Origin of the sequence: Sphingomonas hankookensis, assembly GCF_001619955.1 — a bacterium.
Taxonomy (GTDB): Bacteria; Pseudomonadota; Alphaproteobacteria; order Sphingomonadales; family Sphingomonadaceae; genus Sphingomonas; species Sphingomonas hankookensis_A.
This window is the reverse complement of the sequence record NZ_LQQO01000005.1, coordinates 21,321-38,445: the sequence shown is the minus strand read 5'-3', so window position 1 is coordinate 38,445 and position 17,125 is coordinate 21,321. Positions and strand designations below refer to the sequence as shown.

The 17,125-nt window shown below is 67.6% G+C and carries 17 protein-coding genes; all 17 read left to right on the top strand.

Going from position 1 to position 17,125, the window contains the following annotated elements:
• Nucleotides 1-261: 261 nt before the first annotated feature.
• The 17 genes from AVT10_RS18840 to AVT10_RS04255 all read left to right on the top strand — a co-directional run bounded on the left by AVT10_RS18840 (nucleotide 262) and on the right by AVT10_RS04255 (nucleotide 17,122).
• Nucleotides 262-930 (top strand): OmpA family protein, encoded by a 669-nt coding sequence (locus AVT10_RS18840; RefSeq protein WP_066688732.1) that lies wholly within the window; start codon nucleotides 262-264, stop codon nucleotides 928-930.
• Between the two features lie 23 nt (nucleotides 931-953).
• Nucleotides 954-1,943 carry a type VI secretion system protein TssA gene (locus AVT10_RS04330; protein WP_066688731.1) on the top strand — a complete coding sequence of 330 codons (990 nt, stop codon included), beginning with the start codon at nucleotides 954-956 and terminating at the stop codon, nucleotides 1,941-1,943.
• A gap of 70 nt (nucleotides 1,944-2,013) precedes the next feature.
• Nucleotides 2,014-2,550 (top strand): type VI secretion system contractile sheath small subunit, encoded by a 537-nt coding sequence (gene tssB, locus AVT10_RS04325; RefSeq protein ID WP_066688729.1) that lies wholly within the window; start codon nucleotides 2,014-2,016, stop codon nucleotides 2,548-2,550.
• 26 nt (nucleotides 2,551-2,576) lie between these two features.
• Nucleotides 2,577-4,064 (top strand): type VI secretion system contractile sheath large subunit, encoded by a 1,488-nt coding sequence (gene tssC / locus AVT10_RS04320; RefSeq protein ID WP_066688728.1) that lies wholly within the window; start codon nucleotides 2,577-2,579, stop codon nucleotides 4,062-4,064.
• 50 nt (nucleotides 4,065-4,114) lie between these two features.
• A complete protein-coding gene (locus AVT10_RS04315; protein WP_066688726.1) occupies nucleotides 4,115-4,609 on the top strand; it encodes an Hcp family type VI secretion system effector in 495 nt (164 codons plus the stop codon).
• A gap of 4 nt (nucleotides 4,610-4,613) precedes the next feature.
• Nucleotides 4,614-5,405 (top strand): type VI secretion system accessory protein TagJ, encoded by a 792-nt coding sequence (locus tag AVT10_RS04310; protein ID WP_066688724.1) that lies wholly within the window; start codon nucleotides 4,614-4,616, stop codon nucleotides 5,403-5,405.
• Between the two features lie 4 nt (nucleotides 5,406-5,409).
• Nucleotides 5,410-5,943, top strand: coding sequence for a type VI secretion system baseplate subunit TssE (gene tssE, locus AVT10_RS04305; protein WP_066688722.1), 534 nt, complete (start codon nucleotides 5,410-5,412; stop codon nucleotides 5,941-5,943).
• 4 nt (nucleotides 5,944-5,947) lie between these two features.
• On the top strand, nucleotides 5,948-7,825 hold the full coding sequence (gene tssF, locus AVT10_RS04300) for a type VI secretion system baseplate subunit TssF (protein ID WP_232307871.1): 1,878 nt from the start codon (nucleotides 5,948-5,950) through the stop codon (nucleotides 7,823-7,825).
• On the top strand, nucleotides 7,789-8,829 hold the full coding sequence (gene tssG / locus AVT10_RS04295) for a type VI secretion system baseplate subunit TssG (RefSeq protein WP_084401334.1): 1,041 nt from the start codon (nucleotides 7,789-7,791) through the stop codon (nucleotides 8,827-8,829). Before tssF ends, tssG begins: the two co-directional genes overlap by 37 nt.
• Nucleotides 8,826-9,740 carry an N-acetylmuramidase domain-containing protein gene (locus tag AVT10_RS04290; protein ID WP_066688720.1) on the top strand — a complete coding sequence of 305 codons (915 nt, stop codon included), beginning with the start codon at nucleotides 8,826-8,828 and terminating at the stop codon, nucleotides 9,738-9,740. The genes tssG and AVT10_RS04290 overlap by 4 nt, the downstream gene beginning before the upstream one ends.
• 11 nt (nucleotides 9,741-9,751) lie before the next feature.
• Nucleotides 9,752-10,390 (top strand): hypothetical protein, encoded by a 639-nt coding sequence (locus AVT10_RS04285; RefSeq protein ID WP_066688719.1) that lies wholly within the window; start codon nucleotides 9,752-9,754, stop codon nucleotides 10,388-10,390.
• A gap of 43 nt (nucleotides 10,391-10,433) precedes the next feature.
• Nucleotides 10,434-13,058: a type VI secretion system ATPase TssH gene (gene tssH / locus AVT10_RS04280; RefSeq protein ID WP_066688718.1), complete on the top strand. Its 2,625-nt coding sequence runs from the start codon at nucleotides 10,434-10,436 to the stop codon at nucleotides 13,056-13,058.
• A gap of 54 nt (nucleotides 13,059-13,112) precedes the next feature.
• Nucleotides 13,113-13,604 (top strand): tlde1 domain-containing protein, encoded by a 492-nt coding sequence (locus tag AVT10_RS04275; RefSeq protein ID WP_066688715.1) that lies wholly within the window; start codon nucleotides 13,113-13,115, stop codon nucleotides 13,602-13,604.
• Nucleotides 13,604-13,828, top strand: coding sequence for a hypothetical protein (locus AVT10_RS04270; RefSeq protein ID WP_066688713.1), 225 nt, complete (start codon nucleotides 13,604-13,606; stop codon nucleotides 13,826-13,828). Before AVT10_RS04275 ends, AVT10_RS04270 begins: the two co-directional genes overlap by 1 nt.
• Nucleotides 13,732-14,787: an NlpC/P60 family protein gene (locus AVT10_RS04265; protein ID WP_084401332.1), complete on the top strand. Its 1,056-nt coding sequence runs from the start codon at nucleotides 13,732-13,734 to the stop codon at nucleotides 14,785-14,787. Before AVT10_RS04270 ends, AVT10_RS04265 begins: the two co-directional genes overlap by 97 nt.
• A complete protein-coding gene (locus AVT10_RS04260) occupies nucleotides 14,784-15,329 on the top strand; it encodes a hypothetical protein (RefSeq protein ID WP_157092685.1) in 546 nt (181 codons plus the stop codon). Before AVT10_RS04265 ends, AVT10_RS04260 begins: the two co-directional genes overlap by 4 nt.
• A 59-nt stretch (nucleotides 15,330-15,388) precedes the next feature.
• A complete protein-coding gene (locus AVT10_RS04255; protein WP_157092684.1) occupies nucleotides 15,389-17,122 on the top strand; it encodes a ShlB/FhaC/HecB family hemolysin secretion/activation protein in 1,734 nt (577 codons plus the stop codon).
• Nucleotides 17,123-17,125 lie beyond the last annotated feature (3 nt).

Below are 17,125 nucleotides of genomic sequence, written 5' to 3'. Positions count from 1 at the left end.
GGGTAAGCCGTTGCCCTGCGTCCGCCACCGGTTACTCCTGTGTGCGACAGCCTGCGATCCGCGGCTGTGAACTGCTTGGTTCTCCACCGCAAACCTATCGGTCTGGCCGTCGCCGTACAATGCCTTGCCAAATCAAACGGTCGTTTCGGGATTGTGATCCATCGCGAATCGCGGCTAGAATATGGCAACAGGGCGGGGGCCTAATCGTATCGGAACCGATAAGGGGACGAGACTATGACGCTACGTATCGCACTGGTTTCCATGGCAGCGCTGATCGCGACTCCGGCACTGGCCGGACAGGCGCCGGCCGCGCGGACACCGACGGTAGAGGGCTATTTGTGCACCTTTGCCGGCAAATGCGACGGGGCGACGCCCGACCGGGTCACCCGCGACGCACCGGACACGCGCGGCTTCCGCCTCGCCCGGCCAGGCGAGGGGTCGGAGGCGTCGTCGGCGACCCCCGCACCGGTCGCGCGGACCCAGCGCCGGCCGGCGCGCGGCGCGGTCGCCGAACGCTCGGGGCGTAGTGGCCGCAGCGTCGGCACGCGCGCCTATGCCGCCGCCGCCGCGCCGACCGCCAACCCCGGTTCGGGCCGCCGGGCCGACCTGATGATCGGGTTCGAACTCAATTCCGACCGGCTGACCCCGCAGGGCGAGGCGGCGGCGCAGGTCTTCGCCCGGTCGCTGCTGATGCCCGAACTGCAGGGCCGCCGCTTCCGGATCGAGGGGCATACCGACGAGCGCGGCGGGCGCGGCATCAACGTGCCGCTGTCGGTCCGCCGGGCGCAGCGGGTCGCCGACTATCTGATCGCGCGCGGCGTCGCACCGTCGCGGCTGGAGACGCGCGGATTCGGATCGTCGCAGCCGCTGCCCGGACGCAGCGCCACCAGTCCCGCCAACCGCCGGGTCGAAGCCGAGCTGATCTCCTGATCGCGCCGGCGGCGGCCGTGACCATGATCGACCGGGAAACCCTGTTGCAGCCGGTGTCGGACGACGCGCCGGCCGGCCCCGACCTGTCCTACGACCCCGCGCGGGAAGTGATCGAACAGGCGTTCGCATCGCCACCGGACGAGGTCGACTGGGACGCGACGATCCGCGCGATTGTCGCGCAGATGGGCGAGACCCGCGACCTGTGGCTGGCGGTGTATCTGGCGCGGGCCGGCGCGCGCGCCGGGCGGCTGGCGGTGGTCGGCGACGCGCTCGACCTGCTGGCGGGCTATGTCGAGCGCTTCTGGGACAGCGTGCATCCGAGCGTCGAGGAATATGGCGTCGAGGGGCGGCGCGGGGCATGCGAATCGCTGGTGCGGATCGGCGAGTTTCTCGCCCCGCTGCGCCGGGTGCCGCTGATCGACCATCCGCGGCTCGGCAGCTTTTCCGGCGGCGATTTCGAACGCTTTGCCGCGGAGGGCGCGGCGGCCGACGGCTATGGCCCGTTCCGCGCGGCGCTGGCCGATACGCCGGTCGACCGCATCGTCGAGGAACGCGAACAACTGGAAGCGCTCCGTGCCGCGATCCTGCGCACCGACCGGGTGTTGTCCGAACGGTCGGAAGCGGTCGGGCAGACCGGCACCAACTTCGCCGCGACCTATGACACGATCGATTCGATCCTCGACGCGATGCGCAGCTTCGGCGCCGCCGAACCGGCCGAACCCGCGGCAGGGGACGCGGGCGATTCGCCCGCAATTGCAATCACATCACCTGCATCGGCGCCAGGGCGGATCGCGTCGCGCGACGATGTGGCAAGGGCAATCGATTCCATCATCGACTATTACGGACGTGCCGAACCATCCAGCCCGATTCCGATAGCACTCGTCCGAATCAAGGGGTGGATCACAATGGACTTCGTTTCGATCCTAGATGACATTGCACCAGGGAGCCGAAACGAGGCCTTGAGCGTATTACGTTCCAGAAACGAAACGGACGGGGGATCCGACCTCATGTGATTCCGGTGCGACAGCAGGGCGCCGGGTCAGAGTTCTGGTCCGGCCGAAACGTCAGAAGGGATGCGGATACATGGCGATCAAGAGCGGGCAGCGTTTCATCAGGGAAAATCGCAAGCCCCGGGTGCATATCGAATACGAAGTGGAAACTTACGGCGCGCGCCAGAAAGTCGAACTTCCTTTCGTCATGGGCGTGATGTCCGACCTGTCGGGCAAGAGCCTGAAGGACAAGAAGGCCGCCGAATCCCGCGAATTCGTCGATTTCGACATGGACAATTTCGACCAGCGGATGGAGGCGATCGCTCCGCGCGTCGCCTTTGCCGTCGACAACACGCTGACCGGCGAGGGCAAGCTGGCGGTCGACCTGACGCTCAATTCGATGAATGACTTTTCGCCCGGACAGATCGCCAAACGTATCGAACCGCTCGCCAAGCTGCTGGAGGCCCGCACCCAGCTGGAGGACCTGCTGTCGTACATGGACGGCAAGCACGGGGCGCAGGACCTGCTCGACAAGGTGCTGAACGACCCGGCGCTGCTGAAGGCGCTGCTCGCCGAACGCGCGGCGGCCCGGAGCGAGGCTGACGGCGCCCCGTCGGCACCCCAGGCCTGAACCCCGGTAGCGAACAGGAGCGGACCATGGCCCAGGAAGCCTTCAGCCAGAGCAACGACACCGCGCCCGCCACTTCGGAAGAAGTGAGCGATTTCCAGGCGCTGCTGCAAAAGGAATTCAAGCCCGCGACCGAGGAACGCCGGTCGCGCATCGAACAGGCGGTGCAGACGCTGGCCGAACAGGCGCTGTCGAACGCGCAGATCGTCGGCGGCGACGTGTTCGCGACGGTCGACGCGATGCGCGCGGCGATCGACCGCAAGCTGACCGAACAGATCAACCAGATCATCCACCATCCCGAATTCCAGGCGATGGAATCGGCATGGCGCGGCCTCAACTACCTCGTCATGAACACCTCGACCGGCAAAGACATGAAAATCCGCGTGATGAACATGTCGAAGGAAGAGGCGCGGCGGATGTTCCGCCAGTATCGCGACGCGGCGTGGGATCAGAGCCCGCTGTTCAAGAAGATCTACGAGAACGAGTTCGGCCAGCTGGGCGGACAGCCCTATGGCGCGTTCGTCTGCGACTACAGCTTCGACCATAGCGCCCCCGATCTGGAGGTCATGCGCGGGCTGTCGCGGATCGGGGCCGCGGCCCATGCGCCGTTCATCGCCGCCGCCGCGCCGTCGCTGCTGGGCATGGACAGCTGGACCGAGCTGTCGAACCCGCGTGATCTGGGCAAGCTGTTCGACGCGACCGATTACGGCGCATGGCGTTCGTTCCGCGCGTCGGAGGACAGCCGCTATCTGGCGCTGACCCTGCCGCGCTTCCTCGGGCGTCCGCTATACGGTGCCAAGACCGAACCGGTCGAGGAATTCGATTTCGAGGAGGATGCCGGCGGCGCGCACGACCATCATCTGTGGTTGAACGCCGCCTATGCGATGGGCACGCGCATTACCGAAGCGTTCAACACCTATGGCTGGACCACCCGCATCCGCGGCGTGGAATCGGGCGGCACCGTGGAGGAGCTGCCGACGGCGGCCTTCCCGACCGACGAGGGCGGCATCGATTACAAATGCCCGACCGAAATCGCCATTTCCGACCGGCGCGAGGCGGAGCTGTCCGCCGCCGGGCTGATGGCGCTGGTCCATCGCAAGAATACCGACCAGGCGACGTTCATCGGCGCGCAGACCGTCCACCGGCCCGCCGCCTATGACAAGAAGGAAGCGACCGCCAACGCCAATCTGTCGGCGCGCCTGCCCTATATCTTCGCCAGCTGCCGCTTTGCACATTATCTGAAGTGCATGGTGCGCGACTGGGTCGGCGGATCGCGGGAAGCCGAACAGCTTCAGCGCGATCTCAACAATTGGGTCCTCCAATATGTCGACGGTTCGCCGACGACGTCGAACGAGGAGACCAAGGCCCGCCTGCCATTGAAGCAGGCCAAGATCGAGGTGATCCCAGACGAGGAGAACCCGGGATATTACAAGGGGAAGTTCATGTTCGTGCCGCACTACCAGCTCGAAGGGATGGATGTGGCGCTAAGCATGGTTTCACGCTTGCCCAAGTCCTGACGTAACCTTTTTCCGTCCGGGCTTTCACGGTTTGTAACGGGAGTAAGTCAATGGCAGTCGATCTGTTTCTCAAAATTGACGGTGTCCAGGGTGAATCGTCCAAGAAGAACCACCAGGGCGAAATCGATATCATCTCGTTCGATTTCGGCGCGGTGCAGCATGGTTCGTTCCACAGCGGCGGCGCCGGCGGTGGTTCGGGCAAGGCCGAAATCTCCGACATCCGCATCCAGAAGGAAGTCGACAAGTCGTCGCCGCTGCTGTTCAAGCATTGCGCTTCGGGCAAGCACATCAAGGAAGCGATCATCTATTCGCAGAAGGCGGGCGACGGCAACAACCCGCTGACCTATTACAAGATCAAGCTCGAAGACATCATCGTGTCCGACATCCATAACAACGGGGCGTCGGGCGGCGATGCGATCATGGAATCGGTCACGTTCAACTGTGCGAAGGTGACGTTCGACTATCAGGCGCAGAACGCGCAGGGTGGCAAGGACGGCGGCGTCGTCACCGCCTATTACGACATCCGCCAGAACGAGGCGGGCTGACGCGATGGCGGCGGTCGTCGATACTGGTTCGCAGGCCGACGACCTGCTGCGTGCCGGCGACTTCGACGGGGCGCGCCGCGTCCTGGTCGAAGTCGTCAAGGCCGATCCGGGCCATGTCCCGACCCGGCTGTTCCTGTGGCAGTTGCTGGCGGTGCAGGGCGACTGGGCCAAGGCCAAGACCCATCTCGCCGCGCTGGCGCAATTGTCGCCCGAGGCGCAGATGCTGTCGGTCGTTTATGGACAGGCGATCGATGCGGAGGCGACGCGCGCGGCGGTGATGGCCGGTCGCGAACGCGCAATCATTCATGGCGGATCGGACTGGGCCGATGGGGTGGCAGAGGCGCTGCAATTGGCGGCGACCGGTGCCGCCGAACAGGCCGACGACGTCCGCGCGGCGGCGTTCGACGACGCGCCGAACACGCCGGGCACGCTGGACGGCGTGGCGGTCGACTGGATCGCCGATGCCGACCCGCGCTTCGGCCCGGTGATCGAGGCGATCATCGGCGGGCGGTATGGATTGCTGCCGTTCGATGCGGTGGCGAAGATCACGTCGGAAGGGCCGAAGGACCTGCGCGACATCGTGTGGTATCCGGTCGAGCTGACGCTGAAGGCCGGACCGCGCATCGCCGCGCTGCTGCCCGCGCGCTATCCCGACCTGTCCGCCGATCCGGCTGAGCTGGCGGCCAGGGCGACCGGATGGCGCGATGACGGGCATGGCGTGGGTCAGCGGCTGTGGACCGCGTCGGATGGCGAGGATCGCGGGCTGTTGTCGGTCCGCTCGGTCGAGCTCGGCTGACCCCGTGGCGGTGCAGCAACGGCTGACGCCGACGCTTTACGACAAGCTGGTCGCCGATCTCGATATCTCGGGAATGCGCGACGATGACGAGGCGGTGCCGGCGGTCGCGCGCGAGAAATTCCGCTATTATTCGGTGCCCAAGCTGGAACGGTTCAACGAAACCGCGCTACGCGCCACGATTCGGCGCGATCTGGCGTGGCTGTTCAACACCACCAGTCTCGAATCGCTGGTCGACCTCGAACCCTATCCGCACGTTCGGGAATCCGTGCTCAACTATGGGCTGAGCGACCTTGCCGGCCGCACGCTCGACCGGCGCGCGGTGCTGGCGCGCGCGCGGGAGATCCGGCGCGCGATCCGGCTGTTCGAACCGCGCCTGTCGCGCGAGGGGCTGACGGTCGATCCGGTCGAGGACCCGAGCGATCCGCACGCGCTGACCTATTTGATCCAGGGCGATATCACCGCGGCGGCGCAGACGATGCCGGTCAAGTTCCGTACCGAGGTCGAGGCGGAAACCGCGTCGGTCAATGTCCGCGAATGAGCGCATGACCACCGGCATCGATCCGCGCCTGCTGCGCTATTACAACGACGAACTCGCCTATCTGCGCGAAGAGGCGCGGGCGTTCGGGATCGAACATGAGGCGGTGGCCGGGCGGCTGGGGCTGAAGACGCCGACCGATCCCGACCCCTATGTCGAACGTCTGCTGGAGGGGGTCGCCTATCTGGGTGCCCGCGTACAGCTGAAGATCGCGGACCAGTATCCCGAATTCACCCATCACCTGCTGCATGCGGTCCAGCCGCATTATCTGGCGCCGACGCCGTCGATGTGCATCGCCGGGTTCGAGCCGAAGGACGGCGATCCCATCCTGACCAAGGGCTATGTCGTCCCGCGCGGCACGCCGCTGACCGCGACCGCGACCGAACAGAATGGTGTGGCGGTCGAATTCCGCACCGCGCATGACGTGACGCTGTGGCCGCTGAAGATCACCCAGGCCGAATATCTCCCCAGCCGTGCGGCGGTCGCGCCCTTTGCCACCGCCGCCGATGTGCGGGCGGAGGCGGGGCTGCGGCTGCGGTTCGAGGCGACCGGCGGCGCGGCATTGCCGCAGGTTCTGCCCGATACGCTGCCGCTCTATCTGGCGGGGTCGGAGGCGGTGCCGGCCGAACTCTATCGCCAGATCGTCGGCGAAACGGTGGCGACCATCGCCCGGTCGGCCGATGCGGCGGCGGGGCCGGACGGGTGGATGCGGTTGCCCGAACCGGGCCAGGTCGGGTTCGACGACGATCAGGCGCTGTTGCCACCCGAATTGCGCTCGTTCCGCGGCTATCGGTTGCTGACCGAATATTTCGCCTGTCCCGAACGTTTCCTGTTCGTCGACCTGAAGGGGCTGGGCCGGGCGTTCCGGGTCAGCCCGACCGCGTGCGACGTGGTGCTGCTGTTCTCGCGATCGGCGCAGATCCTGTACAATGCGCTCGACCCGTCGAACTTCCGCCTGTTCGCGACGCCGGCGATCAACCTGTTCGAAAAACAGCTGGGCCGGGTGCGGGTGTCGCGTTTCGAACATGAACATCATGTCGTGCCCGACCGCGCCCGCCCGCTGGATTACGAGGTGTTCCGCATCCTCGATGTGCAGGCCTATGCCGCGAACAATGTCGATGCACGCACCGTCGCTCCGCTCTATGCGCCGGGCGCGTTGCTGTACGACTGGAACGAGGCGCTGTTCTACACCACGCAGTTGCGGCCGCGCCGGCTGTCGACCCGCGAACGGCGGCTGCGGCGGCGCGGGGAATATACCGGGACGGAGACATGGATCGCGCTGACCTCGCCGGGCGATGCCGCGCGGCTGGACGGGGTGGACGAACTGGCGGTGCGGGCGCTGGTGACGAACCGCGAGCTGCCCGAACTGCTGACCTTTCGCGGCGACCATCATTTCACCGTGTCGGGCGTGCCGGCGCGCACCGTCAGCGTGCTGCGCGCGCCGACCCGGCCGCAGCCGCCGATGGGGCTGGGCGATGCGGCGTGGCGGCTGATCGGCCATCTGACGCCCAACTACACGACCCTGGCGCCGCAGGACGGCAGCGATCCGGGCGTGCTGCGCGATCATTTGGCGCTTTATGGGCGGCAGGACGATGCCGCGTCGCGGCGGCAGGTCGACGGGGTGACCGCGATCCGATCCGAACGGGTCGCGCGGCGGGTCCCGGGGATGGACCGCATGTCGATCGCGCGCGGGCATCGCATCCATGTGACGCTGGACGACGCGGCGTTCGACAAGGGGCGGATGTTCCTGTTCTCCGCCGTCCTCGAACGCTTCCTGGCGGAATTCAGCAGCATCAACAGCTTCACCGAAACCTGGGTCACGAGCGCCAATGAAGGGGAGTTTCAGCGATGGCCGCTGAGGATCGGTCGCCGACCGACCATCTGACCTTCCTGGGCGAGGCGGCGGCCGAAACCAAGCGGTTCGGCCTGTTCCCGATCGTCCGGGGGGCCGAGGCGCGGGCGCGGCACCTGCCGCGGGTCGGGCGGGCGCGGCGGCCGGCGCAGAGCGTTGCCGACCTGACGCAGGTGCCTTCGCTCGCCTTCCCCGATTCGACGCTGGCCGAGGTCGAAATCCGCGACGGGCGGGCGCGGGTCGGTGGATATTGGCTGGGACTGACCGGGCCGATGGGGCCGTTGCCGCAGCATATCACCGAGTTCGCGACGTTCGAGCGGCGCTACGCCCGGTCGCGGCCGTTCGGTCGCTGGCTCGACCTGCTGGCCGGGCGCATGCTGCAATTCTTCTTTCGCGCGTGGAGCGATTCACAGCCCGCCGCGCAGGCCGACCGGCCGGAGGATGACCGCTTCGCCCAAGGGCTGGCGCGGCTGACCGGGGCCGGCGACGGCGTGCGGCCGGATGCTGCGTTCCCGGCGGCGGGGCGGGTGCATTATGCCGCGTTGTTCGCCGGACGGCGCAGCGCCGGGGCGATCGAGGACGCGCTGACGCATCTGCTGGGGCAGGCGGTGCGGATCGAGGAATATCAGCCGCGCTGGCGCGACATCGATGCCGACGACCGCACCCGGCTGGGTCGGCAGTTCGCGCGGCTGGGTGACGAGGTGATGCTGGGCGGGCGGGCCAAGGTGGTGAGCGATGCGTTCCGTGTCGTCATCCGGGCAAGGTCGCCGGCCGATTATGCCGCGCTGCTCCCCTCGGGCAGCCGCTTCGCGATCCTGTCGGAGGCGCTCGACGCCTTCGCGCCCAGCCATCTGGAGAAGGACGTCGCGCTGGAGATCGACGCGGCACATGCGACGCCGGCACGGCTGGACGGCGCGACGCGGCTCGGGTGGAGCGGCTGGCTGGGCGGCGGTGGTGCAGGGGTGCGCCGTGACGCGCATCTCAGGCGGGGTGGGGGCGTGGCAACGGGGGCGACACGAAAGGAAGCGGAACGATGATGATCGCAACGCCGGTTGGTCCACGGCGACCCAATCGCACGGCCGATGTCCGCACGATCCAGAGCCTGTTGAACCGCGCGCGCGGGCGTGTTGCCGGACAGGAAGTCCTGCGCGAGGATGGCATTTTCGGCCCGCGCACCGCCGCCGCGATCGCGCGGTACCAGGCGCAGGTGCTGCGCTTCGGCAAGCCCGATGGCGTGGTCGATCCCGGCGGCCCGACCTTGACCGCGCTCAGCCGCGCGCCGGCGGGGCCACGTCCGGCCGCCCCGCCACCCGCACCACGACCGGCAGGTGGCGCGCCCGCGACCCCCGCACCGCGGCCGGCCGCTGGCGGAAAGGCAGGGCCGGGCGGGATCAGCGAGGCGACCTATGTCGACATCGCCGCGCGGCTGGGATGCGAAACGGCAGCGGTGAAGGCGGTGGTGGAGACCGAGGTCGCCATTCGCGGTCCGTATGACTCGCAGGGCCGCCCGACGATCCTGTTCGAACGCCACAAATTCCACAAACACACCAATGGCCGCTTTGCCGCCGCCCATCCCGATATCTGCAACGCAACGCCGGGTGGCTATGGCCGCGATTCCGAACAATATCCCAAGCTCGAGCGGGCGATGGCGCTCGACCGTGCCGCCGCGCTGAAATCGGCGAGCTGGGGCGCGTTCCAGATACTGGGCGAAAACCATGTCCAGGCGGGCCATTCGTCGGTCGAAGCGTTCGTCGCCGCGATGAAGAAGTCGCTGCTGCTGCAGGTCGAGGCGTTCATCGCCTTCGTTCGCGCCGACCGGCGGCTGTTGTCGGCGATCCGCAACCGCAGCTGGTCGGAGTTCGCGCGCATCTACAACGGGCCGAGCTACCGGAAATACAAATACGACGAAAAGATGCGGACCAATTACCAGAAATATGCCGCGCAGTGAGGAGGCCGATCATGCCCAAATTCATGCTGTATCTGGCCGGGCTGTCGCTGGCCGCCTGTGGCGCCGCGCCGGAGGGCCAGTCGGCCGAAGGGGTCGCCGACAATGCCGCGTCGCCTGCGGTCGTCGACGAAACGCCAGCGCCGGCACCCGCCCCGACACAGGCGGCGACGACGGTCAAGCTGTCCGGCGCGGCAAGCGCGGCCAGCCTCGCCGCGGCCGAAGCGGGCGCCAGGCGCAATGGATGGAGCGAGGTAGAGGTGAGCCGGTCCCAGTCGTTCCGGTTGGTAGCGGGTGAGCGCGAGGTCGCGACGCTGGTGACGGGCGAGGCGACGCTGGCGCCCGATGTGCCGGGATGCTTTGCGGGCGTGATACAGGGCGACCGCGTCACGCTGGTCCCGACGATCGGGCAGGGCGATTATGAAGCCACCGCCTGCGGCGGGCCGGTCGCGGCGGGCATATTGTCGCCCGGCGAACCGACCAGCATCGGCGTGGTGTTCAAGGCCTATTCGCCGAATGCCGAGGTGCTCGAACCGATCGCCTTTACCTGGGACGCCGCGACCAACCGCTTCGCGATCGATGCCGCGCGGTCGGAACAGGCGTCGCTGGCCGGCGCACAGTCGATCGCCGACATGAAACGCACCGTGCGATAACCCGTCCGACCCGCGTCCCGCCCATCGACCGACAAGGATCCGCATGACCGATATCAGCCGTACCGCCCTGTTCGGCCGCCTCGACGCCAGCGCGCTGCAGGCGATCGAATCCGCCACCGGCTTCGCCCGGATGCGTGGCAACCCCTATGTCGAGCTGGTCCATTGGCTGCATCTGCTGGTCCAGGATTCGACCGGCGACATTGCCGCGATCCGGGCGGCGTTCGGCATCGACGATGCGGTGCTGGCGCGCGATATCGTCGGTGCGCTCGACATATTGCCGCGCGGGGCGTCGGCGATCTCGGACTTCGCGCCGCAGGTCGAGGAGGCGATCGAGAAGGGCTGGCTCTATGCCTCGCTGCAATTCGGTGCGGGCAAGGTGCGCACCGGGCATCTGCTCTACGGGATGCTGCGCACGCCGACGCTGCGCAACGCGCTGTTCGCGACGAGTGGCGAGTGGCGCAAGATCGCCGCCGACCGGCTGGGCGCGGAGTTCGATGCGATCGTGAAGCCATCGGCCGAGACGACGTCGGTCGCGTCGATCGAACCGGGCGCTCCGGCGGCGGCGAGCGGTCCGGCCCCGGCGGGCGAGGCGCTGGCGCGCTACTCCAGCGACCTGACCGCCAAGGCGCGTGCCGCCGAAATCGACGCGGTCGTCGGGCGCGACGGCGAAATCCGCCAGCTGATCGACGTGCTGCTGCGGCGGCGGCAGAACAACCCGATCCTGATCGGTGAGGCAGGCGTCGGCAAGACCGCGGTGGTAGAAGGGTTCGCGCGGCGCATCGCCGATGGCGACGTCCCGCCCGCGTTGAAAGGAGTGACGCTGCGCGCACTCGATGTGACACTTATGCAGGCCGGCGCGGGCGTGAAGGGCGAGTTCGAGAAGCGGCTGCGCCAGGTGATCGACGAGGTCGAGGGCGCGGCCAGCCCGGTGATCCTGTTCATCGACGAAGCGCATACGCTGGTCGGCGCGGGCGGGCAGGCGGGGACGGGCGACGCCGCCAATTTGCTGAAACCGGCGCTGGCGCGCGGGCGGCTGCGCACCATCGCCGCCACGACCTATGCCGAATATCGCCAGTATTTTGAAAAGGACCCGGCGCTCACCCGCCGGTTCCAGCCGGTCGACGTGGCCGAGCCGGAGACGGATGTCGCGGTCGACATGCTGCGGTCGGTGGTCGGGGCGATGGAGCAGCATCACGGCGTCGTCGTGCTCGACGAAGCGGTGAGCGCGGCGGTCACCCTGTCGCAGCGTTACGTGCCCGCGCGGCAACTGCCCGACAAGGCGGTCAGCCTGCTCGACACCGCCGCCGCGCGCGTCGCGGTGTCGCAGCACGCCACCCCGGCGGCGGTCGAGGACCGGCGGCGGCGGCTGGAACTGCTGGAGGCGGAACGCGGCGTCGTCGAGCGCGAGACGCAGCAACGTTATCGCCGCGACGACCGGCTGGCTGAACTGGACGAGGCGATCGAAGAGGCGCGGGCTGCGGTCGAGGCGGTCGAGACGAAATGGACCGCCGAGCGCGAGGCACTGGACGCGGTACGTGCCGCGCGGGAGGGCGATGACGGCGATGCGCTGGATGCTGCGCTGACAGCTGCGCGTGAGGCGGCGGGCGACGATCCGATGGTCTTCGGCGTGGTCGATGGCGATGCGATCGCGGCGGTCGTCGGCGACTGGACCGGCATCCCGGTCGGGCGGATGGTCAAGGACGAGATCGAAAGCGTGCTGACGATCGGCACCGCGCTGAAGGCACGGGTGATCGGCCAGGATCATGCGATGGACGCCATCGCCAAGCGCATCCAGACCAGCCGCGCGAAACTGGACAATCCGGCCAAGCCGGTCGGCGTGTTCATGCTGTGCGGCCCGTCGGGCGTCGGCAAGACCGAGACCGCGCACGCGTTGTCCGAGCTGCTGTTTTCCGGCGACGATTCAATGATCGTCATCAACATGAGCGAGTTTCAGGAGGCGCATACCGTCTCGACGCTGAAGGGCGCTCCTGCCGGCTATGTCGGGTATGGGCAGGGCGGGGTGCTGACCGAAGCGGTGCGGCGGCGGCCCTATTCGGTGGTGCTGCTCGATGAGGTCGAGAAGGCGCACCCCGACGTCCATGAGATGTTCTTCCAGGTGTTCGACAAGGGGTTCATGAACGATGCCGAGGGGCGGCATATCGATTTCCGCAACACGGTGATCCTGCTGACCTCCAATGTCGGGACCGACCTGATCGCGACACTGACCGAGGATGAGGAAACGGCGCCGACGCCCGATGCGCTGGCGACGGCGCTGCGCCCCGAATTGCTCAAGGTGTTTCCGCCGGCGTTGCTGGGGCGGCTGTCGGTGCTGCCCTATTATCCGCTGAGCAAGGACATGCTTGCGGGGATCGTCCGGCTGCATCTCGGCCGGATCGAGCGGCGCATCCGCGACAATCACGGCATCGCGCTCACCATCGATCCGGCGGTGGTCGACCATATCGTCGAACGCTGCACCGAAGCGGCGTCGGGCGGACGGATGATCGATGCGATCCTGACCAATTCGATGCTGCCCGACATGTCGGTCGCGCTGCTCGAACGGCGGATGCGCGGGGACGAGGTGCGCTCGATCGCGGTCGCGGTGGATGGCGACGCGCTGACCTATCGGTTCGATGGTGCTTCCGGCGCGGCGGATGGGGCGGTCGCGTGATTGCAGCGAGTTACGGTCGCGACCTATCCTCGGGGGGATCGAGAGGAGCGTTATATGCCTCAAGACCGATATGCGCATGAGCGCGGCGATCCGGCGGTGCCGCAATGCGGCCGGTCCCCGGTGCATATCCTGTTCGACGGGCGCACGCTGACCCTGCGTGGACCCAGGCTTCAATATTCATGGTCCGCGGTATCGGGAAGGCCCGATGCGCGCGGCAATTTCGACTACTCGGCCGAACGACAGCGTCTGGGCGGCGAGGGACCGATCCCCGCCGGTGAATATTGGATCAACCCGGCCGAACTGTGGGAACGGTCCTGGTATCGCTACGATCAGGCCGCGCCTTGGGGCGATTACCGCGTCACGTTGCACGTCATGCCGGCGACCGTGACGCACAGGCGCGGCGGCTTCTTCATCCATGGTGGTTCGACGCCGGGCAGCGCCGGCTGCATCGACCTGACCAACGACATGAGACGTTTCGTGGCGCGATTGCGGGAGATGGTCGGGCCGTCGCCCGATTGCTTCGTGACGGTCACGGTGCGTTACTGATGCGCGTGCTGCGCTGGATATTGGCGGCGCTCATGGTCGCCGGGGCGGTCTGGATCAGCGCAGACATGCTGAACGAGGCCTATGGCGCCGGGCCACCCTATTACGGGCGGACGGTCAACATGGACAAATGGACCAGCCCTTGGCTGGCGCTGGTCGCCATCGACTCGCTGGTGCTGCTGATCGCGCTGACTCTGTTGCGGGGGCGGACCGACAAAAGACGGTAAATGATGCATCCATTGCGAAGGCGGAACGTTCAACGTTGCGCCTATTGAAAGGCGGAGACGGAATCGTGCGATTTGGAGAGATCGATCGAGGCGCCCGGGGCCAGCAGGTCCAGATGTTGCAGCATCTGTTGAACACGACGGCACGTCCCCGCCCACCGTTGGACCTCGACGGCGTGTTCGGCACGGCGACCGAGCGTGCAGTTCGCAGTTTTCAGCAGAGCCGCGGGCTGGAGGTCGACGGCGTGGTCGGTGCGAAGACGTGGTCCAGCCTGGGCATTACCGGTGCCGCGCTGCCCCGCACGCCGTCCGCCGCGCGATCCTCTACCGGCACGCCGACCCGTGCGGTGACGGCGCCGTCGATCCGCAACCTGCCGATCGGCGATGCACCTTTGGGGCGCGGGATGGGCGGTACAGCGACCGCGACCCGGCGTGCACAGGCGCGTCCCGCAGCCGCTGCACGTCCGGCACCGCATCGCAGCGCGCAGCTGGAGCCGCCCGGATCGACCATCGGTGCACCGTGGATGCGGGTGGCGTTGGCCGAGAAGGGCGTGTCCGAAGTCGCCGGGCGCAGCCATAATCCGCGCATCGTCGAATATCACGCCACCACCACGCTGGCCGCCAAGACCGACGAGGTTGCGTGGTGCGCGTCGTTCGTGAACTGGTGCCTCGAACAGGCCGGCATTCGCGGCATCCGCAGCGCGCGGGCGGCGGATTGGGGCAAGTTCGGCACGGCGCTGCGCGAACCGCGCTATGGCTGCATCGTCCATATCTATCGCACGCCGCGCGGTGTCGACGGCGCGACCGGATCGTCGTCGGGAAATCACGTGGCGTTCTTCGTCGGGCAGACCGCGACGCATATCCAGTTGCTGGGCGGCAATCAGGGGAACCAGGTAAAGGTCTCCAGCTACCCGCTCAACAAATATACGGTGAAGGCCATGCGCTGGCCGGAGGGACGATGAAGGGACCGGGAACGATGACGATCGGGCTGGGCGCGCTGCTGTTGCTGTCAGCTTGTGGCGGCGCAGAAACGGCGGTCGAGGCGAACGCGACGGACGCCGCGGTGCCAGTGGAGGCGCCGGCCGAGGCCCCGGTCGCGCCGGTTACGCCGCCGGTGGAGGCGAGTGCGACCCCGTCCGCTGCGGCGACGGGCCAGTCGTTGGACGAGTTCTGGGCCAGGTTCCGCACGGCGGCGCTGGCGAACGATGCAGCGGGGATTGCTGCGCTCAGCGCACCGACGGTGATGCAGCATGGCGATCTGGACGACAGCCCCAAGCATCGCCTGACGCCTGCTCAGGTCGGGCCGGTGCTGAAGAAGCTGCTCGACAACCCGAACAACGTCGATGGTGAGGGCCAGACCCAGCGCCAGCTGCTTGAAGCCACGCGCACGGTAAAGGTGGATCCGACCTGGGCGAAGGACCGCATTCGCATCGGCGACATGGAGTTCGCGCTGGGCAGGAACGGGTGGCAGCTCGATCAGATATATTACGAAGACTACGATTAATCGGGCAAAGATCGTCGGCGACACGGGGTCAACCGGCGCCGGCAACAAGGGGGAAGATAGTGTTGCGGAAGCCGGGTTCGGGACGTTGGAAGCTGCTGGCGGGGGCGGTCGCGTTGGCCGTTCCCGCGACCGCATGGGCGCAGGTGGCACCACTGCCCAGCCGGCAGGAGGTGACCCCGCCCGTGCCGGAAACGGACCGGGCGCCGCGCGCCGATGTGGATTCGCGCGGTGCGTTCGCGATCGGCAACTGCCCGTTCGCGGACTCGCCGCTGCGCGTGTCGCTGAACCGGGTGGCATTCAGCCGGGCCGATGGCGCACCGTTGCAGCCGGAAATCGCCCAGGCGCTGACCAAGGTGCAGGCACCGACTGGTGACCAGTCGATCGCCACGGTGTGCGAGATCCGCGACCGCGCCAACGCCGCGCTGCGGTCCGAAGGCTGGATCGCGTCGGTCCAGATTCCGGCGCAGGAGATTACGGGCGGCGTGCTGCGGCTGGAGGTGGTGACCGCGCGCATCGTCGAACTGCGTGTGCGCGGCGATGCCGGACGTTATGAACCGTTGCTGCGGCGCAGGCTGGCGCAGATCCAGGCGATGGACCCGCTGAACGAGCGTGAGGCGGAGAGGCTGCTGCTGCTGGCCGGTGACGTGCCGGGGCTCGACGTGGCGCTGTCGCTGCGCGCGTCGGGCGGCAAACAGGGCGATGTGATCGGCGACCTGACGGTCAGCTCGCGCCGCTTTGCCCTGTTCGCCAATGTCCAGAATTACAATTCGGCGTTGCTCGGTCGCGAAACGGTCTATGCGCGCGGTGAGCTGTACGGGCTGACCGGGTTGGGCGACATCACCTATCTGGGCGCGTCGGCGGCGGTCGATTTCCCCGAACAGTTCATCGTGCAGGGCGGCCATATCTTCGAGGTCGACAGCGCCGGCACCAGCTTCGGCGCGCGGGCAACCTATGCATGGTCGCGGCCCGATCTGGGGGCGCTCGACCTGCGCACCAATACGCTGATCGCCGGGTTCGACGTCGCGCGGCCCTTGGCGCGGTCGATCCGGTCGAATGCGCGGGTGCGCGGCGGGCTGGACTATATCGACCAGATTTCGCGCGTCGGCGGTGGCAGCGATGCGGTGACGCTGACCCGCGACAAGCTGCGCGTGGTGTTTGTCGGGCTGGATGGCGACAAGCAGTTCGTCGATGCGAACGGCAATGTCTGGCTGTCGATCGCGGCGAGTGGCGAGCTGCGCAAGGGGCTGGGCATCCTCGACGCCAGCGAGCGTGGCTTCGCCGACGGTGTGCTGACGTCGCGGCTGAACGGCAACCCGCAGGCGCTGGTGTTCCGCAGCGCGGTCGACGCGACCGTCAGCGTGGGGCCGATTTTCAGCATCGCGGCGCAGGGGCAGTTCCAATGGTCGAACGACCCGCTGCTCAATTACGAGGAGTTTGCGCTGGGCAGCCTGACGATCGGGCGCGGTTATGATCCCGGTTCGAACAGCGGCGACCATGCGGTCGGCGGCCGGTTCGAGGCGCGGGCCGATGTGCCGCTCTGGTCGCCGGTCCAGGCACAGTTCTTCGGCTTTTACGACCATCTGTACCTGCGCAATCTCGACCGTACCGCGATCGAGGGGCCGCGCAATTTCAAGAGTGTCGGTGGCGGCGTCCGGCTGTCGCTGCCCGGCAGCGTCGTGCTCGACGTCGCCTATGCCAAGCCGCTCGACAAGGCGCTGCTGCTCGACGAACGTCGTCCGCCAGCGCGTGTGCTCGTTTCGTTGACCGCGCAGCTGCGCGATCGCGCCCGATAGGAA